A 17,125-nucleotide genomic window follows, 5' to 3' on the forward strand; every position below is an offset into this window, starting at 1 on the left:
TTATTCCTTTTCTTGTTCACTGTGCTGCTCTGTCTCCGCCGTTTTTAGCGCCTCCAGATAGACCAACGCTTTTGCCCGCAGAGACTCATCTTCAGTACGTTCATTGACAAGTTCAAAACACTGTCTGGCTTTTGCCGCCTTACGCATTAATAATTGACACTGCCCGGTAAAAAAGACGGGGCGATAATCATTTTTAAGTAACGTAAACGCTACTGCATAAAGGTCACATGCTTTCTGAAATTGTTTTTTCAGTTGGCATACCGCCGCCAGCCCCATAGTGTAATCGGGATTGTAAAAATCATAAATGCATAAGAAACGAAAGAATGTCTCAGCTTCATCCAGTCGTCCCTGGTTATAAAACTCATAAGCATGAGCATATAAACCGTCCATCATATCTTGAGGGATCCCGTGAACGTCTTTTAGCGTGGCGCCTTCACTAACGGCATCCCAAATCATTTCCGCAACACGTTCTTCGCTGACATTATTTTGATAATCCATTACTTACTCCTGTTATCTGTCACCGACTTTGTAGAACTTAACGACTGCGTTTATCTGATGCAGTTATTAAACCCCGACGGTGGTTAGTGAACATTCAAAAAACGCCCAATGAATACATCGCTACTGCTTTACGCGGCTCAATGCCGTACCTCGTTTTCTTGTGGCTGAATAACGTCTTTGCCCGCGTTTTCTACCTCTTCCAGCCAAACCAGAAGACGTAAAACTTCATCAATTTCTTCCAGACTCACCAGATCATAACGGCGATGGGTTTTGAAAAGACTGCGCGCCAGTTTGATATCGACGATCACAGGTACGCCAACCTTCTCCGCATAGGCGCGGACGGCCAGCGCGCGCTGATTCGTTTCATACACCGAGATCATCGGAATCGGCATCAATTCGGGTTTAAAATAAATCCCGATCGTAATATGCGTGGGGTTGGCAACAATCAGGCGTGAGTTTTCAATATCGGATTTCACCTGTTCAGACAGAATTTCCATATGAACTTCACGTCTTTTAGATTTAACCTCTGGGTTCCCTTCCTGCTCCTTCATTTCACGCTTCACTTCTTCCTTATCCATTTTCATATCTTTCATGGTCAGGAAATATTCCGCAATAGCATCCAATAATAAGACAATCAATGCGCAAGCAAGGCAAGTTAATACCAATGCGAGGAGAAGTTCACGCCAAATGACGGCAATATCCACAACATTGCCATTTAACTGAGAAAAGATTTCAACCTTATATTTCTTCCAGCAAATGATGGCGGCCACCACAAAGGATGAGAGATACAGTAGGGTTTTGACCGTATCTTTAACCGTGCGCATACTAAAAAGTTTTTTCGCCCCTTCTACCGGGTTTAACGCCGATAAATTAGGTTTTAATGCTTCTGTCGCCAGCACGAAACCGGCCTGTAATAACGCCGGTAATGCGGAACACACTAAACAGAGCAGCATAAATGGAATCAGATATTTTAATCCTATCCCAAAAACGGCCAAACTGTAATCAGCCATGCTCTGATCAAAATTATCCGCAATAATGATCTTAATTATCCCCATAAACTCATTAAATGAGCCATACGACACCAGATAGGCAATTCCTCCCAGCGTCAGGCAGGCGATAATGAGATCTTTACTTTTAAATGACTGGCCTTTTTTAGCAGAGTCTTCCAGCCGTTTTTTAGTCGGTTTTTCTGTTTTATTCGAGGACATGCGTCGCCCCTCGCTCGTAAAACCAACTGCTTAACCCTGTGGCCTGGAAAGAGAGTCGCAGTACATTGTCCGGTAGTACCGGAGAGAAATAAAGCAGCATAATTAAAACGGCAATGCCGCTTTTTACCGTCAGTGAAATCGCAAAAGCGTTCATTTGCGGAGCAAAGCGCGACAATAAACCCAGGAATACTTCTGACAGCAACAGCACTAATACCACCGGGCTGGCCAGAACCAACGCGTTTTGAGCCACCTGATTAATAAACGTTAATAGCGGCGGTAATGAAGGCGTGCACTCGTTCATCGGATCGCATAGCTGATAGCTTTTATTTAACACGTCAACCATCGTGACCAGACCGCCGTTTTGTAAATAAACGACAGCGGCAAACATATTCAGGAAATTAGCCATTTCCGAGGTATCAATACCGTTTGCCGGATCGATACTACTACTTAGCGTTGCCCCTCGCTGGTTATCGATAATACAACCCAGCGCATGCATAACCCAAAAAGGCCATGACAGCAGACAGCCCAGCATGACGCCTACCGCCGCTTCTTGCAGAACTAACGGGATCATCGCCACCGATAAAAACGGCGGCGCCTCGTTCAATGCATGCGGCCATACTCCCAATGCCACCAGGATGATAATGGCGTTTCTCGGCGCGCCGCTTAATACCCCGCTATTCAAAAACGGCAGGAAGAAAAAAATCGGCGCCACGCGAGCAAACCCTAGCGCCGCAGACGCAACCAGGTGATGAATTTCAAAGTACAACGCGTAAAACATTTTTTACCCCTTAGCCAACGCCAGGAATATCACCTGACGCCCGTAAGAGAGTAAAACTTCGCCATACCAGCCAGACAGTAAAAACAAGCATAAACACACGCCAAGTAATTTAATGCCAAAAGGCAGCGTCTGTTCCTGTAATTGCGTTACCGTCTGGAATAACCCTACCAGGAGGCCGATAATCGTTGCGACAATCGTCGGCCACCCTGACAGGATCAAAACAAGATAGAGCGCCTTATTACCTGCAAACACTAAATCATCCATTTAACTATCCCGTCTCGTAATGATGTCATGTTGCAATGTCCATATACTGTAATATCAATCCCTTAGACAGTAAGGTCCAGCCATCAAGCGCGACAAAAAGCACCAGCTTAATAGGTGTAGATATCGTCACCGGACTCATCATCATCATCCCCAGCGCCAGTAGCACGCTGGATACCACCAGGTCGACGACGACAAAGGGCAAATAGAGATAAAAACCAATTTTAAACGCGCTTTTTATTTCGCTCAGCGCATAAGCAGGTAATAACGCAAATATTGATGGTTTTTCAATTTCATCTTTGTCACGCTTTACCGTCTCGGTCTCTTCTCCATACTGACGCTTCAGTTGCGCGTTTTCAAAAAACTGAACTAACTCGCGATCTGAATATTTGATCAGATAATCGCGATAACCATCCAGGCCTTCATCAACGTGTTTACTTAATGACGAAATATCATTAAAGGTGACATCTTCGTCCTCAAAATAGACGTAGGCATCATGCATTATGGGCCACATAACAAACATAGAAAGCAGCAATGCGACGCCGTTAAGCGTCATATTTGAAGGTATCTGCTGCAATCCCAGGGCGTTACGCACCATGACAAATACAATAGAAAATTTAACGAAACAGGTTCCTGACGCAATAATAAATGGCAACAGGGTGGAAAATGCCAGTAAGGCAATTAATGAGATATCATTCCCCATTACCAGACTCGCTCAGCCATTCATGGATCTCAACGCCTAAGGTGTCATTCATCTGTACCAGTTCGCCATTACCCAGCAAAACACCATTCGCCATAATTTCAACGTTAAGTTCAGCATTGGTCGGCAGTGATAATAGCTGTTGCTGCCCCATGGCTTCGAGTTCGGCGAGGGTAACGTTCTTACGATACAAAACAAATTCCAGTTTGACGGGCAATTGATTCAAGCCAGGCCGAGTTTCTGCAGTTTCAGTTGTATTATTTTCTTCTTCGATATGTTGAATATCTAACGTTTCCACAATAATTCCCCCTTCAACACGGTTGAAATGACCTAACTTTTTCGCGTAGCAATAAACTTCCGCACGGGAAGTACGAATCAGGAGTACATCTCCGATCCCGATTCGGCCCAGCAACGAACGCTGCGTATCACTGCTACCGATTACAAAGCGCAACGGCCAACGCAGCATTTTCGGCCTGCCGCCCCCGACTGCAGGCAGTTCAGGAAGATGCTCAAACCACAGGCCGCCCCGATCGCTCATAATGTGCAACAATTTCCCTTCCGGCAGCGCGCTTCCCGGCACGGGGTTCTCTACGCATAAACGCCGACAGGACAAATGCGGCACGGGCAACTCAAACGGTCGCTCTGTTGCAGCAAGCCAGGGAACGACCAGGTGCTCAGCGCCAGCAGAAACCGCCGCCCCCGCCAGAGCGGGAGAGACATGCTCAAGCCAGTCCCCAGGTTTAATCCAGGCCGACCACCGTTTTTCTGCATCGCTCAACCGAACCCACATTCCCTGTCGCGTCGGATATTCCAGCGTAGCTTCCCGGCCATGGCGCTGGCATTCTGTCGCGGTTTGCGCCAATAGCCATTCGCGACGATCAATCTGTCTCACACGCAATGACATCAGGCGTCATCCTCCTCGCCAGATTGCTGTCTGTGCTGTTGCTGCTGCGGATTTTGTTGATCGTCTCGCGTCAGGTGCCAGCGCTGGGGATTACCGTTTTGCCATTGATCATGCAAACGATGTTCAACCTGCGTATTTGACGGTATTAACGAAAACTCCCCTGCTTGCCGCGCCTGAATATTGACGGAATAGTCATTTCCCCAGCGCTGAAAACGGTAAGTCAGCGAGCTATCCTCTCCTTTCACGCCATCGGCAGTGGGAAAAATAGTCATCATCGGCTTTGATTGCGCCGCTAAAGGCATTTTTTCATCGCCGCCGGTTAATTGGCTAAGATCGGCGATAGTGGTTGGTTGCAGCGGAAGCTGAGAAACATCTTTAACCTTTTTATGATCTTTATCGTCAGGCTTACCGGTATTGGCTGCGGCCATTCGGACAGGTGCGACATCCCGCGCCAGCGGCGCGCCCTCTTTACGAACGCCTTCGCCCGCGATGGCTTTATTATCCCCAGGCAATGCCTTGATATTATCGTCAGAGATTCCCGTGGCGTTATCGGTTACTTCACTAACGGATTCCACGGCTTTTAAATCAGCAGATAATTTTTTACCGCTTACGCTTTCTAACGGCCTATTTTTAGACGATAGCAACGCTGCGGATTTATCTACTTTGGCCTCCGCAGAAATCAAACCGACAGATTTTTCAGCAGTGACTTTCAACAGTTTTTCAGCAATCCTGAGTTCGCCTTTTCCGTTATGATGCAGACCAGAAACGTTGCCATTGTGATGTTCTGATTTCGCTGGCGCGCCATGTCGCCATGCCGCCAGTAATACCGGTAAAGCCGTTTCTTTATGCATTACGAAAGCATCGCCATAGTCGCGATCTTTTTTATCACCGGAATATTCTGTCTTATGTTTTTCCACCGCTTTTTTTAATGCTTCTGATAAACCGCCAACCTCATCCTGCTGCGGCAGTAAAATGTTCCCGGATGAACTGACAGCTGACACATCGCCCATTAAATTATCTCCTCTGACTCGGCCTCTTCCTGCTGTATCTCTCGCTGGATATAGTGTCTTTTCTGACGGATTATCCAGCGTTGATAGTTCCCTTCTTTGCGCAACCAATATTTACTTTTTTTCTGAAACTCTTCCCTTTTCTTTTCCAGCTCGCTCCGTTTTTCCTGAATTTGTATAATCTGGAGTTCTAAATCTTTTATCTGCCGGCGAACAATAGACTGCTTACGTAATAACGTATAAATTTCCTCACGACTGAGCTGTCTGTTTTCTGCACGCAGCGTATCTAATAACAATTTCAGACCCGCTATTTGTTCAAGGATCGCCTCCTCCTCGGCCTGCAGCCCGCGGTCCTCATCCTGATAGCGAAGTAATATCGACTCACACTGTGAATGAAATACCGTACAGCGCCGCTGCAATACTTTAATTCTGGTCAGCGAATGCATTCATACCGCTCAACGTGTCATCAAAGGATGAATATTGCGCTACCGGCTGGCATAACCAGGCTTTCAGGCTATCCCGCATCTGCATCGCCCGATCGTTATCGATATTTTCGCCAGGACGATATTCTCCCAAGTCAATGAAAAGCTGGAGCTCTTCCAGACGCGTCATTAATTTACGCACGGCAGATGCCTGTTCAGCATGTGTCGGCGTCGTGACTTGTCCAAAAACGCGGCTTACGCTTTTCAGTACATCGATTGCCGGGTAATGTCCCTGCCCGGCCAGCTTTCTGCTCAGATACAGGTGACCGTCAAGGATAGAGCGAATTTCATCCGCCATCGGGTCCGCCTCTTCCTCGCTTTCCAGCAGTACCGTATAAAAGGCAGTAATGCTTCCCTCACTGGTCGCCCCGGGGCGTTCCAGCAAGCGGGGCAAATTATCGAATACGGAGGCGGGATAACCTCGACGGGCCGGACGCTCTCCCGACGCCAGTGCCACGTCTCGCAAAGCACGCGCATAACGGGTCATGGAATCGATAAAAAGCACGACCCGTTTTCCCTGGTCGCGAAAATATTCCGCTACGGTTGTCGCCAGTTGCGCCGCATTGCAGCGATCGACCGAGGGGAAATCGGAAGTGGCAAAAACCAGCACGCATTTTTCTTTCTTATGCGAAGCGCGCAACATATCCACGAATTCAGTGACCTCACGGCCTCGTTCACCGATAAGACCAATAACAAAGACATCCGCCTCCGTTTGCTCGATCAGCATATGCATCAGCATGGTCTTACCGCATCCTGCGGAGGCAAAAATGCCCATTCGCTGGCCTACGCCACAGGTCAATAACCCGTCAATCGCGCGCACACCGGTAATCAGCGGTTCACGGACGCCAACGCGTGAAGCGTAAGACGGCGGTGCGACATCAATAACGCGTTCTTCGCTAATCGGCGCCACTTCAGGGGTAAAACGCTCAACGATTTTCCCTGTCGGATCCAACACCGCGCCTAATACCGAGTATCCCACCCACGCCGATAACGCACGTCCAGTGGGATAAAGCACGACATCGCGGCTCAGCCCCTGGGCATTGCCGATAAGGCTCAGCACGGTGCGTTCCCGCTGTAAGCCAACCACCTGCGCACGTGCAACAACCTGTTTTTGGTGCCAGCCACGGCGTATTTCACACAGTTCGCCAATGGCCACATCGCGCAATTCCGCCTCAATAATTGGGCCGGTTATTTTTTGTGGGTAGGCCAGATATTGCAGTAAACGAGGTGTTTTCATCTCATTAGCGACCGACTAAAAACTTCCAGATAGTTGTAAAACCCATTCAAGGCAGTAGAGAACTTTTCACCGTCAGATAAAAAATCCGGATGCACTAAGGCTTTAAGCGTTAGCTCCCCATTCTGCTCCCCCAGTAGTAATTGCCCGCCGCGGGCAAAATGGCATCCTTCCATGATGGTCATTAAGATTTCATAAGCCCGCTGTTGTAATACCACCATGCTGTCAGCACCCAATTGCGCCCAGATCCATACATCATCGTCCTTGACGCTGATACAGATACTTGGCAATGCAAATAAATCCAGAACAATTGTTGAATGGCTATCTATTCCTCCGATGAGTGAAGGATCGCAACCACTTACTTCCAGTGCGGAACGAACTAATTCAGCGATATCCAAATGTTGCATAGATCTTTTCCTTAATTAAGCCCTTATATTGTTTTTATAACATTCACTGACTTGCTATCTGCTATCTCACCGAAAGATAAAACATCCAGATCCGGAAAACGACCTTCAATCATTTTCTTAATAAATCGACGGACATCGACAGACGTAAGGAGGACAAGATCTTTATGTGCAATCAATAAATCATCCAACTTAAGTGTAATGAGATCCATCAAATTAGCGGAGGCTTCCGGGTCAAGGCTGAGGAAGGTACTGCCAGAGGTCTGACGGATCCCTTTGCGAATAACATCCTCAACTTCAGCAGATACCATTACTGCTCGTAATTCGCCGCCATTGGCGAATTTATGGCAAATATAACGCGCCATTGCCCCACGAATATGCTCCACAAGGTTAATGACATCTTTTTCTCTTGGCGCCCACAATGCGAGCGCTTCCATAATTAATTTCATATTACGCACGGAAACACGTTCACTTAACAAACGCTGCAAAACTTCAGATATACGTTGTACCGTGGCATGTCTGAGCACTTCTTTAAGTAAATCAGGAAATTTCGCTTCCAGTTGGTCCAGCATATGTTTTGTTTCCTGAATACCGAAATATTCATTGACGTTGCGCGCCAGCGTCACCGCCAGACAGTGGTAAAGCTCATCAAGCGCGTTCCGCAACACATAGCCAAGCTCCCGGAGTTTCTCCCCCTCTTCATGCGTTACCCAGAAATACTGGCTGCTACCTTGCTGATGGATTGTTGGATTAATACCAAAGGACACGACTTCATCGGAATAATTTACCACTCGCATCAAATCAAAATAGACCGTAAATTGTTCAACACGGATCTCATTAATCAACAATACGATGCTGTTATCGTCCAGGCCCTCGCCATCGCGTAACAATACTTCCGGCAGGCGCACGCCATAATCAATAAAGAACTGACTACGTAGACGCTCCGCAAGTTGAGCTTTTTCCAGATCTTCACGCCGGCTCTTCGGCACAAGTAATATCAACGGTACGGTCTCTGTAGAGACTTTATCGAGATCGCCAATCAGTCCCAACGACGACCCTTCTTTTTCCTCAATACTGAGCGGCTGCTCGCCTTTGCTGGTTTTAGGTTTGGCGGCGCTACGTTTTGCTTCACGGAATTTAAAATAGAAGAGTACGCTTAAAACCACCGATAAAATAACAAAAACCGGCAGCGGGAATCCCGGCAGAGTTCCCATTGAAATGGTCAAAATAGCCGTAACAACCAATACAAATGGGTTGTTCAACAGCTGCGTCATGATATTCCGCCCCATATTATCGCTATCGCCATTTACGCGAGTCACGATAAAACCGGCACTAATCGCAATCAACAATGCGGGGATCTGGGCGACAAGACCATCACCAATGGTCAGCATGGTATAAGTAGACAGGGCGGAGGACAAATCCATACCATGGCGGGTCATCCCCACCGAAATACCGCCAATAAAGTTCACAAAGATGATAATGATGCCGGCAATAGCGTCACCTTTGATAAACTTCATCGCACCGTCAAAGGAACCGTAAAGCTGGCTTTCTCTTTCCAGTACGCTTCGCCGTTCGCGCGCGGCATCCGCATCAATAATACCGGCCTTCAAATCGGCATCAATACTCATCTGTTTACCGGGCATACCATCCAGAGAAAATCGGGCCGCGACTTCCGCGACGCGTTCTGAACCTTTGGTAATAACGATAAACTGGACCACGGTGACAATAGAGAAGACAACAAAACCCACCGCCAGGCTATCGCCAATAACGAATTGCCCGAACGTGGCGATAATTTCACCGGCATCGGCTTCAATCAAGATAAGACGGCTGGTACTGATTGATAATGCCAGACGAAAGAGCGTGGTAATTAACAGTACCGCAGGAAACGTTGAAAAACTGAGGATTCTGTCAATGTAGAACGACCCCATAAACACCAATATCGCCAGTACGATATTCAGTGCGATCAGGAAATCAACCAGATAGGTAGGTAATGGAATGACGAACATAGAAATGATCATCACCATTAGTACCAGAATCAGTAATTCAGGTCGTAAACGAGCACTGTTAAGTAGAGAAAGCAGCACTATAGGTATCCTGTTAATATTAAATTAAGACAGCTTTTCAATAGTACGACGCTGTTCTGCCATTTCATGCTTGTAGGCAATATCGGTCATACTACGTAACGCCATTAACAATTCTTCCTGCCAATATTCTTCATAAAAGAGTGAAGAGGGTATGGCTTTACATACTTGATAAAATATCTGCAAAAAGGATGCATGTTCTTTATGACTAAGCAATAACGCATTCAAACCTATAATATCGGCTAACAGCGAATCCACTTCATGTGGCTGTTGCAATAGCGAAAGCATCAGTAGTAGCCACGACGACTCCTCCTCATTAAACGCTTTGGTAAACGAATACGACAACAATGTACTCACAAACAGCAGGTCAGCGGAGCGCAACATTTTAAGTTGCGTCAGGCGTCGTAAAAGCTGGCCAAACTCCAGGCGCGAACAGCTGGCGTCATTCGCGTCAATATCGGTTAATAGCGAACCCTCGATAAAATCCAGTACCACCAGTCGACGTTGATAGCCATAACTGGCTATCCAGTCAGAGTAAATCTCCACTTCATGTGATTCACTCTGGATAAATTGCCGATAGCTGGCGCGCAATAAGCCTGGTTTTAACGATAATGTTTTCCCAAAAAGCCGGGCCTTCAACGCACAATTAATCCCTGCCTTGAGGGTCTTCGGATCGGTTTGCTCTTCAACGTGCTTAAGTAACGACTCCAGCTTTTTCCGCACGATCTCTTCCAGATCTTTACGACGAAGCAATTCGCGTAACACAAGGACTAAATCACTGGGGTCAGGAAATAAGCTACGCGCCTGACGTAAAAAATCTTCTAACGCGCCGCCATGTACGCTAATTAGCTTTAATATTTGCTTCGCCTTCGGTAAAGCCTCATCCTCCAGCACGCGTTCAAAACTGTTAGATAAATTACTGGATTTTTTTTCATAATCGCGACGGTTACGAAATTGCGCCAGCGCCGCTGACATTTCGTCCGTCGACTGGACAAATTTTTGTACTTCCGCCCCTGGAGACGAATCCTCCGCGGCCTGTTGTATTTCCGCCTGTTGCGCATCAGTATGCTGGGTCGCATCCTGGTGAGATGTCTGCCGGGACAATATTCTGGAAAATGAAATACCGGAGGTTGAGCCAGGAATCATTTAATTACCTCCTGACCTCTATCCAGATAAACACGAACCCATTTCTGTAACTTATCGTCCCCACTCCAGGCACCGCTTTGCTTCAGAATATTGTTTACCGATTCGCTGGCATCCGGCGTTAACGGGTCGACAATTTCTTTTGGTTCAATCATGAACACACGAACAACATTACTTTTATTCTTACTGGAATAACGGAACAGGCTACCAATAAGCGGTAATTTGCCTAAAAACGGAATACTTTGGACAGTATCGGTATTTGCATCCCGTGTATAACCCCCGACCAGCAAACTTTTTCCGTGCGGCACTCTCGCAATAGTGCTAATTAACGTTCGCCCGACTTCGGGTAACGCATCTACGGAGGTGGTAGTATCAGATTGCGGCGTCTTATCGTTGCCATCTTCAATGTCCAGCGACATTTCTATCTGACCATCTGCGGAAAAACGGGGCAGCACTCGGATCATTGTTCCGTATGTTACATGCTCAAGCGCCACATTACGTTCCCCAATCAGCTTGGTGTAAAACGTTCTGTTGTTATCAAAAATAGCGGGAACATTTTCCTGAGTCAGTAATACCGGGCGCGAAACCACCGTCGCCTGTTTCTTCTCTTCTAACGCATTTACCGCGGCGATGAATCGACTGCCATCGAGGGTACTTATTGAAGACTGGTTTAATGACACGCCAAGTTTGTCCCCAATAGTAATGCTGCCGCTCCATGAAGTGCCCAAACGCTCCAGATCGCTTTTATTAAGATCGACAATCCACAGGGATAATTCTACGTGACGTTTGGCGACATCCAGCGCTTTAACCAGCATTTCGATAAAATGCACCTGCTCAGCCGTTCCTTTTACTAACAAACTGTTGGTATCCGGATAGGCCACGATTTTAATATTGCCCGCCGCGGCGTTTTGCTTTAAAGCTTCCTGCAGACTCATGCCACCGGCATAATTTGCTGCTTTACCTTTTTCTCCATTCGCTGAAAACGCTGGCATCGCCGGGGGTTCGCTACTGACAATATTACCTAAGGGTTGTTCCTCTCCCTGCAATAACCTTTCAATGGCCGTGGCAATACCGGGGATAACCATTTTCTGATCGCGCAGATTGTAGGTACGATCGCCCACGAAGGTATTATTCAGACGCATCACCCCTATTTTCTGGCGTCCCAGCTCAATACCATCGTTTTGCTTGTCCATCATGGTGGCGGCGTTGACCACCATATCAACATAAACGGGTGGCCCTGAAACATAGAATGTTCCTTTACGGTTATCGCCACGTAGCGGATAATTTTTGTTATATAAGCCTGAGCGTTTTAGAAAATTGTTGAACTCATTGAGTGAGATGTTGCGTAAAGAAACCACGGCATTGCGCATTTCACTGGCGTCATAAATATAGATAGCCTGCCCATCGAAATACCAAATCAGCCCCAGTTGTAGGGAAAGCTTCTCCAGTAATGCGTTAGGATCGTGAAACTCAAAGTTGCCCGTAATTTTTTTTCGTGCCGCCATTTTGCTAACAATGACAGGCTCCTTTAGCTGTAGCGCCATGGCATCGAAAAATGTCCGCAGGCTATCGTCTTTCGCAACAAACCCACTTCCCGTTACAGGTATTTTTTCACTAGAATAACCAGGTGCAACCAGAACAAGCGCGGCACATGCCAGCACTCTGGCCAAAAGAATATGTGTCTTCATTTGTCTGCCAATTGAATAATATTTGATAATTTCCGCGGCGAAACGCCGATCAGCTCTTTGATCTCACTAGAAAAATGTGAAGGCGATGAGTAACCATGATTAACGGCTAATTGGGTGATGTTCTCGTGGCCTTCTACACTATTCAGCAGCGATTGCGCCATACGCCAGTTTCGTAATTCACTCTTCGCTTTTCCGCCCAACGCTCTGCTGCACAAACGACGAAAATGGGTATAAGAAACGCCATAGTCTTCTCCCAGCATTCTCATCGTGTTGCCGCTGGTTGACTGAGCGAGTAAATAGCCAACCAACCAGTAACTCTCGCTTTTTCGTAACAGCGCCAGTACCTTATTGAAGGCCGGAGAAGGCGTAATAATTTGCTGCAAAAACCAGTACTCGCAGCGTTTACGATCTTGCCAAATAGCGCGAAACTCAGGACTCAGCAAAACCCATTTATCGGATTCAGCATATGTCGTGTCCACTAATCCTGCGCCATCGATAAATGCCAGTAATTTGCTGAGTACTTCAATTTTTAACGGTCGAAAAACCAGGTCTCCTGATACTGGTGCGACAACGGCCTGCTCGCAAAAAAGCAGCGCGCCTTCCTGAATCAGGCAGTTTTCATTGTGTCGGCTTTCAGAAAATGACATATGCAGCTTTTGCGCGGAACACGTCTGTATAAACCATGCTTCCGGGCTGCGGATTTTCCGCTTCTCTCCTTCTTTAAGTACTTCCTGCGTATTTAGCATAGTTGTCAGCACCAGTTAAAAATCATTTTAATATGTAAACAATACCGGGAGCGGGTGGCAAAATCCTGATGCAAACATTATGAAACTGATGCCACCCGCTAATTAAATTGGCCCACTTGCACAGCGCTTGATAATTTAAAACAGAAAATCAGCTCATAGTGTATAAATTCTGGCTTATTGTTCTACAGCCGCAAAAATTCAGATATTGTCATCGGGATGGAGAATTAATTATTTATATCAGGAGTTTTTTTTGCTAGCATTCCTGAAACGCATTCGCCCCTTATCACTATTGTCAGATAACGTTCTGACGGTTGTGTAAAAACATGGCGCCTCATTCTTCTGTAGTTGGAGTTAATATGAAAAAATTTTATAGCTGTCTTCCTGTCTTTTTACTGATCGGCTGTGCTCAGGTGCCCCTCCCTTCCTCCGTGAGCAAACCGGTACAGCAACCTGGCGCTCAGCAAGAGCAACTGGCCAACGCAAATAGTATTGATGAGTGTCAGTCTCTTCCGTATGTGCCGTCAGACCTTGCGAAGAATAAATCATTATCAAACCAGAACGCTGATAATTCCGCATCAAAAAATAGCGCAATCAGCTCAAGCATTTTTTGCGAAAAATATAAACAAACCAAAGAGCAGGCGTTCACCTTCTTCCAGGAACATCCACAATACATGCGTTCGAAAGAAGATGAAGAGCAACTCATGACCGAATTTAAAAAAGTTTTGCTTGAACCCGGAAGTAAGAATTTAAGCATATATCAGACGTTACTTTCTGCCCATGAAAGACTGCAAGCCTTATAAGGCCATATCACCGTTGGCTGAACTCATCATGATATAATTAAGACCATATTTTGCATTGCCACTTAATATCAATATAATTATTATAGCTATGGTCACTTTTACGGTTGGCCATTTGTCTCTTACGTTGCATTTATCAATCTGCTTTTTGATACAGCAGCACCTCGCTGCTGCTTTTTTTATTTGTGATAAAGAACTGTCTCCCAGACTCGGGAAAATAGCCGAAACTTATACTGACAAACTATCGTCTCGTATATCGCGATAAACTGACATCCCCCTCTTGCCCCACATGTTGGCATTCTTACGATACCCCATCCACTTTTCGCGAATAACGTTCTTTTGAACTTACCCAGCAATAGTGGACACGCAACTAAGTGAGTAAACGCTCAAGCAAGAGGTGACTCACATAACAAAACCAGCATCAACCACCAAAAAGCCACGCAAGCAGCACACGCCTGAATTTCGTCAGGAGGCCCTGAAACTGGCGGAACGCATTGGGGTGGACGCTGCCGCCCGCGAGCTTAATCTGTATAAATCACAGCTCTACAGCTGGCGAAGCAAACAGCAAACTCAGCTCTCTTCTTCTGAACGTGAGCAGGAGATGTCCGCCACTTAGGGTTGTGTCCCTATTACGCGGGTAGGATCAATCAACCAGTTACGGCAAAAAAGAGAATCATGAATATATTTAGCAAACTCCCTGATGATACGTAATCAGTGAGATTAAAATAATGCAATCGCGATAAACCGAAGTTAATCCTCTGTTTAAAGACAGTGAACGACCTTCTTGCCATGTCTGGACTATATTAGCCTCACATGTACGCCTTGAAAGCGTACATATATGTATTATAATTGTACATATTGTTCATAAACAGGAGGATGAAAACCATGCCTCAGATAGCTATAGAATCTAACGAAAGGCTGTCGTTACGTGTATCGACGGATGCCAAAAAGTTGATAGTCCGCGCTGCGGCAATCCAGCAAACCAACCTGACGGATTTTGTGGTCAGTAACGTACTACCTGTCGCACAGAAGATTGTTGATGCCGCCGAACGGGTATATCTGACGGAGCGTGATACTCAAATGATCATGGAAATTTTAGATAACCCGCCAGCGCCGAATGAAAAGCTTCTTGCTGCTGCTTTCGCCCTGCCGGACATGAAGAAATGATGTTTACAGACTGGCATGAGGCCGCGATAGGGAAAACCCACAATCGAATGAATTTTGATTGTGGGGATGCCGATCTGAACCAATTCCTGCAACGCCATGCACGACAAAATCATGAGAAAGGGACAACGAAAACCTATGTTGTGCTTGATAATTCGGATGTTACACGTATCCACGGCTTTTACTCAGTCAGTCCTGCATCACTGATATATGCACAGGTTCCCGGCGCAATCAGCAAAGGATTAGGGAGATACGATGTGCCAGTGTTTCGTCTGGGTCGTTTAGCCGTAGACAAATCTATGCAGGGGCAAGGGCTGGGAGCACAACTTTTGTTATCTGCCGGAAAGCGTTGCATACAGGCGGCTTTGCAGGTCGGTGGCGTAGCCCTACTTATTGATGCCAAAAATAAACAGGTCTGCGACTGGTACAAAGGATTTGGCGCAGTACCATTAAACGATCAACCCCTTTCCTTGTTGCTGTCGTTTAAAACGCTTTATGCTGCTTTATCTGCATCTGGTAGGTTATGACAACATGAGGCTTTGTTGAATAATTCAGAATCGGCCAACGATAAGGATACAGGACTCCCACCGGAGCACTCGTTATACGAGCCTGACGCTGGACGGCATTGCCAACAACGTCATCCGGTTCAGCGCTTTGACCATCGCCATCGCTTCACCCACCTGCGCGTCATAGTTCCGCAGGCTCAGATGGCCGCCCAGCAAGGTTTTGATACGGAACATCGCTGTTTCCACTACTGAACGACGGTGATAGCCCACTTTCTTTTCCAGACCTCATTGCTGCCGCTCCGATGTTGATTTTAAACTTTTGCTTTGCCATCGGAACCCGATGCTGAAACGACAGTAACGATTAGATCCGCCAATCTCCTGAAAGTTCTATTTATTCAACAAAGCCCCTTCGGGATAGAGTTTCCGCTGAATGGGAAAGTATGCCTTTGCAATTAATCAATAAAGTGTTGCGCAAGAAATCGTGCATCTTTCAAGCACATCGTCTACTTTAATTAACCAATTCATAAAATATATACTCTCTGTTCATTTCTAGCTTGTAGGCTATTTTAATAACTGTGTATTTTAAACAATAAAAATTAATATTACCCTACTTCTTTGTTATAATACCAGCCTCCAAAATTGTGCTATAGGAACATCATGGAATTAATCCGTTATGCTGACATCAACAGCGATCTCTATCGCCACATTTGGGTCGTTGGTGATATTCATGGATGTTACTCCTTATTGTTAACCAGACTGGCTCAATTAAATTTCTCTCCTGATACCGATCTCTTGATCTCCACTGGAGATAACATTGATCGAGGAAAAGAAAACCTTGAAACACTGAGACTGTTAAATACCCCATGGTTTATTTCTGTAGTGGGTAATCATGAAGCTATGGCGCTTGACGCTTTTGAAACACAGGATGGCAATTTCTGGTATGTAAACGGTGGTTACTGGTACGACTCGGTCACCGAAAAAGACAGGCAAGAAGCCACTGAGCTATTACTAACTTTTAAGCAGCGTCCTCACATCATAGAGGTTGAAACGTCCTCAAAGAAGTACGTGATTGCCCATGCCGATTATCCAGATGACAGCTACGATTATGGGAAGCAAGTTGATATTGATAGCGTTCTATGGTCACGCGATCGTCTGCTTGGTTCGTTACAGGGGAATATCCATCCAATACGCGGTGCGGATACTTTCATCTTCGGCCATATGATTGTTGACTACACAACAACATTCGCCAATCAAATCTACATTGACACAGGTTCTTTCTGTTCAGGCAATCTGTCTTTTTTTAAAATAAAGTAATCTGGAAATAGAATTATGTAATATACGCAACGATAGCGTTACTTTATTTTGTATTCTGAGGATATATATTCAAACATAGAATTCTATCATAGCATATTAACCCTCCCTGCATTATGGGCAATGATATAGCCTTCAATAAGTACCATTGCCCATTCGTAATAGCGTCTAAATTTCGCGTTTTTCTGCCCATTTCAGCATTAAGATCGCAGG

Annotated in this window: 18 protein-coding genes and 2 pseudogenes; 5 read left to right on the forward strand and 15 right to left on the reverse strand. The window is 46.0% G+C overall.

The window, feature by feature from the left end; translation table 11 throughout:
- The 14 genes from sicA to invF form a co-directional block, all read right to left on the reverse strand.
- Complete coding sequence (sicA, locus tag ACFK9X_RS18860) at positions 1–498, reverse strand: SycD/LcrH family type III secretion system chaperone SicA (RefSeq protein ID WP_000386309.1); 498 nt, start codon at positions 496–498, stop codon at positions 1–3.
- A 137-nt stretch (positions 499–635) separates the two neighbouring features.
- Positions 636–1,706 (reverse strand): SPI-1 type III secretion system export apparatus protein SpaS, encoded by a 1,071-nt coding sequence (spaS, locus tag ACFK9X_RS18865; protein ID WP_000097721.1) that lies wholly within the window; start codon positions 1,704–1,706, stop codon positions 636–638.
- A complete protein-coding gene (spaR, locus tag ACFK9X_RS18870; protein WP_000498965.1) occupies positions 1,693–2,484 on the reverse strand; it encodes an SPI-1 type III secretion system export apparatus protein SpaR in 792 nt (263 codons plus the stop codon). The genes spaS and spaR overlap by 14 nt, the downstream gene beginning before the upstream one ends.
- Positions 2,485–2,487: 3 nt before the next feature.
- A complete protein-coding gene (spaQ, locus tag ACFK9X_RS18875) occupies positions 2,488–2,748 on the reverse strand; it encodes an SPI-1 type III secretion system export apparatus protein SpaQ (RefSeq protein WP_000342503.1) in 261 nt (86 codons plus the stop codon).
- 25 nt (positions 2,749–2,773) lie between these two features.
- The gene (spaP, locus tag ACFK9X_RS18880) at positions 2,774–3,448 is read right to left on the reverse strand and encodes an SPI-1 type III secretion system export apparatus protein SpaP (RefSeq protein WP_000526016.1); all 675 of its coding nucleotides are present in this window, start codon (positions 3,446–3,448) and stop codon (positions 2,774–2,776) included.
- Positions 3,438–4,349, reverse strand: a complete 912-nt coding sequence (gene spaO, locus ACFK9X_RS18885) for an SPI-1 type III secretion system protein SpaO (protein ID WP_151117332.1) — start codon at positions 4,347–4,349, stop codon at positions 3,438–3,440. Before spaO ends, spaP begins: the two co-directional genes overlap by 11 nt.
- A complete protein-coding gene (gene spaN / locus ACFK9X_RS18890; protein WP_058331191.1) occupies positions 4,349–5,359 on the reverse strand; it encodes an SPI-1 type III secretion system protein SpaN in 1,011 nt (336 codons plus the stop codon). The genes spaO and spaN overlap by 1 nt, the downstream gene beginning before the upstream one ends.
- A complete protein-coding gene (gene spaM / locus ACFK9X_RS18895) occupies positions 5,359–5,802 on the reverse strand; it encodes an SPI-1 type III secretion system protein SpaM (RefSeq protein ID WP_000555884.1) in 444 nt (147 codons plus the stop codon). Before spaM ends, spaN begins: the two co-directional genes overlap by 1 nt.
- The gene (invC, locus tag ACFK9X_RS18900; RefSeq protein WP_000856766.1) at positions 5,780–7,075 is read right to left on the reverse strand and encodes a SctN family type III secretion system ATPase InvC; all 1,296 of its coding nucleotides are present in this window, start codon (positions 7,073–7,075) and stop codon (positions 5,780–5,782) included. The genes spaM and invC overlap by 23 nt, the downstream gene beginning before the upstream one ends.
- Positions 7,072–7,479, reverse strand: a complete 408-nt coding sequence (spaK, locus tag ACFK9X_RS18905; RefSeq protein ID WP_001164066.1) for an SPI-1 type III secretion system chaperone SpaK — start codon at positions 7,477–7,479, stop codon at positions 7,072–7,074. The genes invC and spaK overlap by 4 nt, the downstream gene beginning before the upstream one ends.
- A gap of 23 nt (positions 7,480–7,502) precedes the next feature.
- Complete coding sequence (invA, locus tag ACFK9X_RS18910) at positions 7,503–9,560, reverse strand: type III secretion system export apparatus protein InvA (RefSeq protein WP_151117334.1); 2,058 nt, start codon at positions 9,558–9,560, stop codon at positions 7,503–7,505.
- A 24-nt stretch (positions 9,561–9,584) separates the two neighbouring features.
- Positions 9,585–10,703 carry a type III secretion system gatekeeper InvE gene (gene invE / locus ACFK9X_RS18915; protein WP_053868766.1) on the reverse strand — a complete coding sequence of 373 codons (1,119 nt, stop codon included), beginning with the start codon at positions 10,701–10,703 and terminating at the stop codon, positions 9,585–9,587.
- Positions 10,700–12,388: a type III secretion system outer membrane ring protein InvG gene (gene invG, locus ACFK9X_RS18920; protein ID WP_151117336.1), complete on the reverse strand. Its 1,689-nt coding sequence runs from the start codon at positions 12,386–12,388 to the stop codon at positions 10,700–10,702. The genes invE and invG overlap by 4 nt, the downstream gene beginning before the upstream one ends.
- Entirely contained in the window at positions 12,385–13,035 is a 651-nt protein-coding gene (invF, locus tag ACFK9X_RS18925; RefSeq protein ID WP_001674874.1) for a type III secretion system transcriptional activator InvF, read from the reverse strand. Before invF ends, invG begins: the two co-directional genes overlap by 4 nt.
- Positions 13,036–13,490: 455 nt before the next feature.
- Between invF and invH the strand changes: the two genes are divergently transcribed.
- The 4 genes and pseudogenes from invH (at position 13,491) to ACFK9X_RS18945 (ending at position 15,622) form a co-directional block, all read left to right on the forward strand.
- Entirely contained in the window at positions 13,491–13,934 is a 444-nt protein-coding gene (invH, locus tag ACFK9X_RS18930; protein ID WP_151117339.1) for an SPI-1 type III secretion system invasion lipoprotein InvH, read from the forward strand.
- 403 nt (positions 13,935–14,337) lie between these two features.
- Positions 14,338–14,538: pseudogene (locus tag ACFK9X_RS18935) on the forward strand (transposase); the annotation flags it as partial.
- Between the two features lie 269 nt (positions 14,539–14,807).
- Complete coding sequence (locus tag ACFK9X_RS18940) at positions 14,808–15,098, forward strand: DUF1778 domain-containing protein (protein WP_000855694.1); 291 nt, start codon at positions 14,808–14,810, stop codon at positions 15,096–15,098.
- Positions 15,095–15,622, forward strand: a complete 528-nt coding sequence (locus ACFK9X_RS18945) for a GNAT family N-acetyltransferase (protein WP_151117341.1) — start codon at positions 15,095–15,097, stop codon at positions 15,620–15,622. The genes ACFK9X_RS18940 and ACFK9X_RS18945 overlap by 4 nt, the downstream gene beginning before the upstream one ends.
- A 72-nt stretch (positions 15,623–15,694) precedes the next feature.
- Here ACFK9X_RS18945 and ACFK9X_RS18950 read toward each other — a convergent pair.
- Positions 15,695–15,909, reverse strand: a pseudogene (locus ACFK9X_RS18950) (IS5/IS1182 family transposase); the annotation flags it as partial.
- A 349-nt stretch (positions 15,910–16,258) separates the two neighbouring features.
- On the opposite strand from ACFK9X_RS18950, the gene pphB reads away from it, so the two are divergent.
- Complete coding sequence (gene pphB, locus ACFK9X_RS18955) at positions 16,259–16,915, forward strand: protein-serine/threonine phosphatase (RefSeq protein ID WP_000420452.1); 657 nt, start codon at positions 16,259–16,261, stop codon at positions 16,913–16,915.
- Positions 16,916–17,125: the final 210 nt, after the last annotated feature.

It is taken from the genome of Salmonella sp. WC3, assembly GCF_042932255.1.
GTDB classification, from domain to species: Bacteria; Pseudomonadota; Gammaproteobacteria; order Enterobacterales; family Enterobacteriaceae; genus Salmonella; species Salmonella enterica.

Excerpts from the sequence above, each read along its gene's own strand:
- pphB (WP_000420452.1), top strand. The coding sequence starts at position 16,259 with ATGGAATTAATCCGTTATGCTGACATCAACAGCGATCTCTATCGCCAC.
- spaN (WP_058331191.1), bottom strand. The coding sequence starts at position 5,359 with ATGGGCGATGTGTCAGCTGTCAGTTCATCCGGGAACATTTTACTGCCG.
- ACFK9X_RS18945 (WP_151117341.1), top strand. The coding sequence starts at position 15,095 with ATGATGTTTACAGACTGGCATGAGGCCGCGATAGGGAAAACCCACAAT.
- spaK (WP_001164066.1), bottom strand. The coding sequence starts at position 7,479 with ATGCAACATTTGGATATCGCTGAATTAGTTCGTTCCGCACTGGAAGTA.
- spaO (WP_151117332.1), bottom strand. The coding sequence starts at position 4,349 with ATGTCATTGCGTGTGAGACAGATTGATCGTCGCGAATGGCTATTGGCG.
- sicA (WP_000386309.1), bottom strand. The coding sequence starts at position 498 with ATGGATTATCAAAATAATGTCAGCGAAGAACGTGTTGCGGAAATGATT.
- ACFK9X_RS18940 (WP_000855694.1), top strand. The coding sequence starts at position 14,808 with ATGAAAACCATGCCTCAGATAGCTATAGAATCTAACGAAAGGCTGTCG.
- invE (WP_053868766.1), bottom strand. The coding sequence starts at position 10,703 with ATGATTCCTGGCTCAACCTCCGGTATTTCATTTTCCAGAATATTGTCC.
- spaR (WP_000498965.1), bottom strand. The coding sequence starts at position 2,484 with ATGTTTTACGCGTTGTACTTTGAAATTCATCACCTGGTTGCGTCTGCG.
- spaP (WP_000526016.1), bottom strand. The coding sequence starts at position 3,448 with ATGGGGAATGATATCTCATTAATTGCCTTACTGGCATTTTCCACCCTG.
- invF (WP_001674874.1), bottom strand. The coding sequence starts at position 13,035 with ATGTCATTTTCTGAAAGCCGACACAATGAAAACTGCCTGATTCAGGAA.
- spaQ (WP_000342503.1), bottom strand. The coding sequence starts at position 2,748 with ATGGATGATTTAGTGTTTGCAGGTAATAAGGCGCTCTATCTTGTTTTG.
- invG (WP_151117336.1), bottom strand. The coding sequence starts at position 12,388 with ATGAAGACACATATTCTTTTGGCCAGAGTGCTGGCATGTGCCGCGCTT.
- spaM (WP_000555884.1), bottom strand. The coding sequence starts at position 5,802 with ATGCATTCGCTGACCAGAATTAAAGTATTGCAGCGGCGCTGTACGGTA.
- invH (WP_151117339.1), top strand. The coding sequence starts at position 13,491 with ATGAAAAAATTTTATAGCTGTCTTCCTGTCTTTTTACTGATCGGCTGT.
- invC (WP_000856766.1), bottom strand. The coding sequence starts at position 7,075 with ATGAAAACACCTCGTTTACTGCAATATCTGGCCTACCCACAAAAAATA.
- spaS (WP_000097721.1), bottom strand. The coding sequence starts at position 1,706 with ATGTCCTCGAATAAAACAGAAAAACCGACTAAAAAACGGCTGGAAGAC.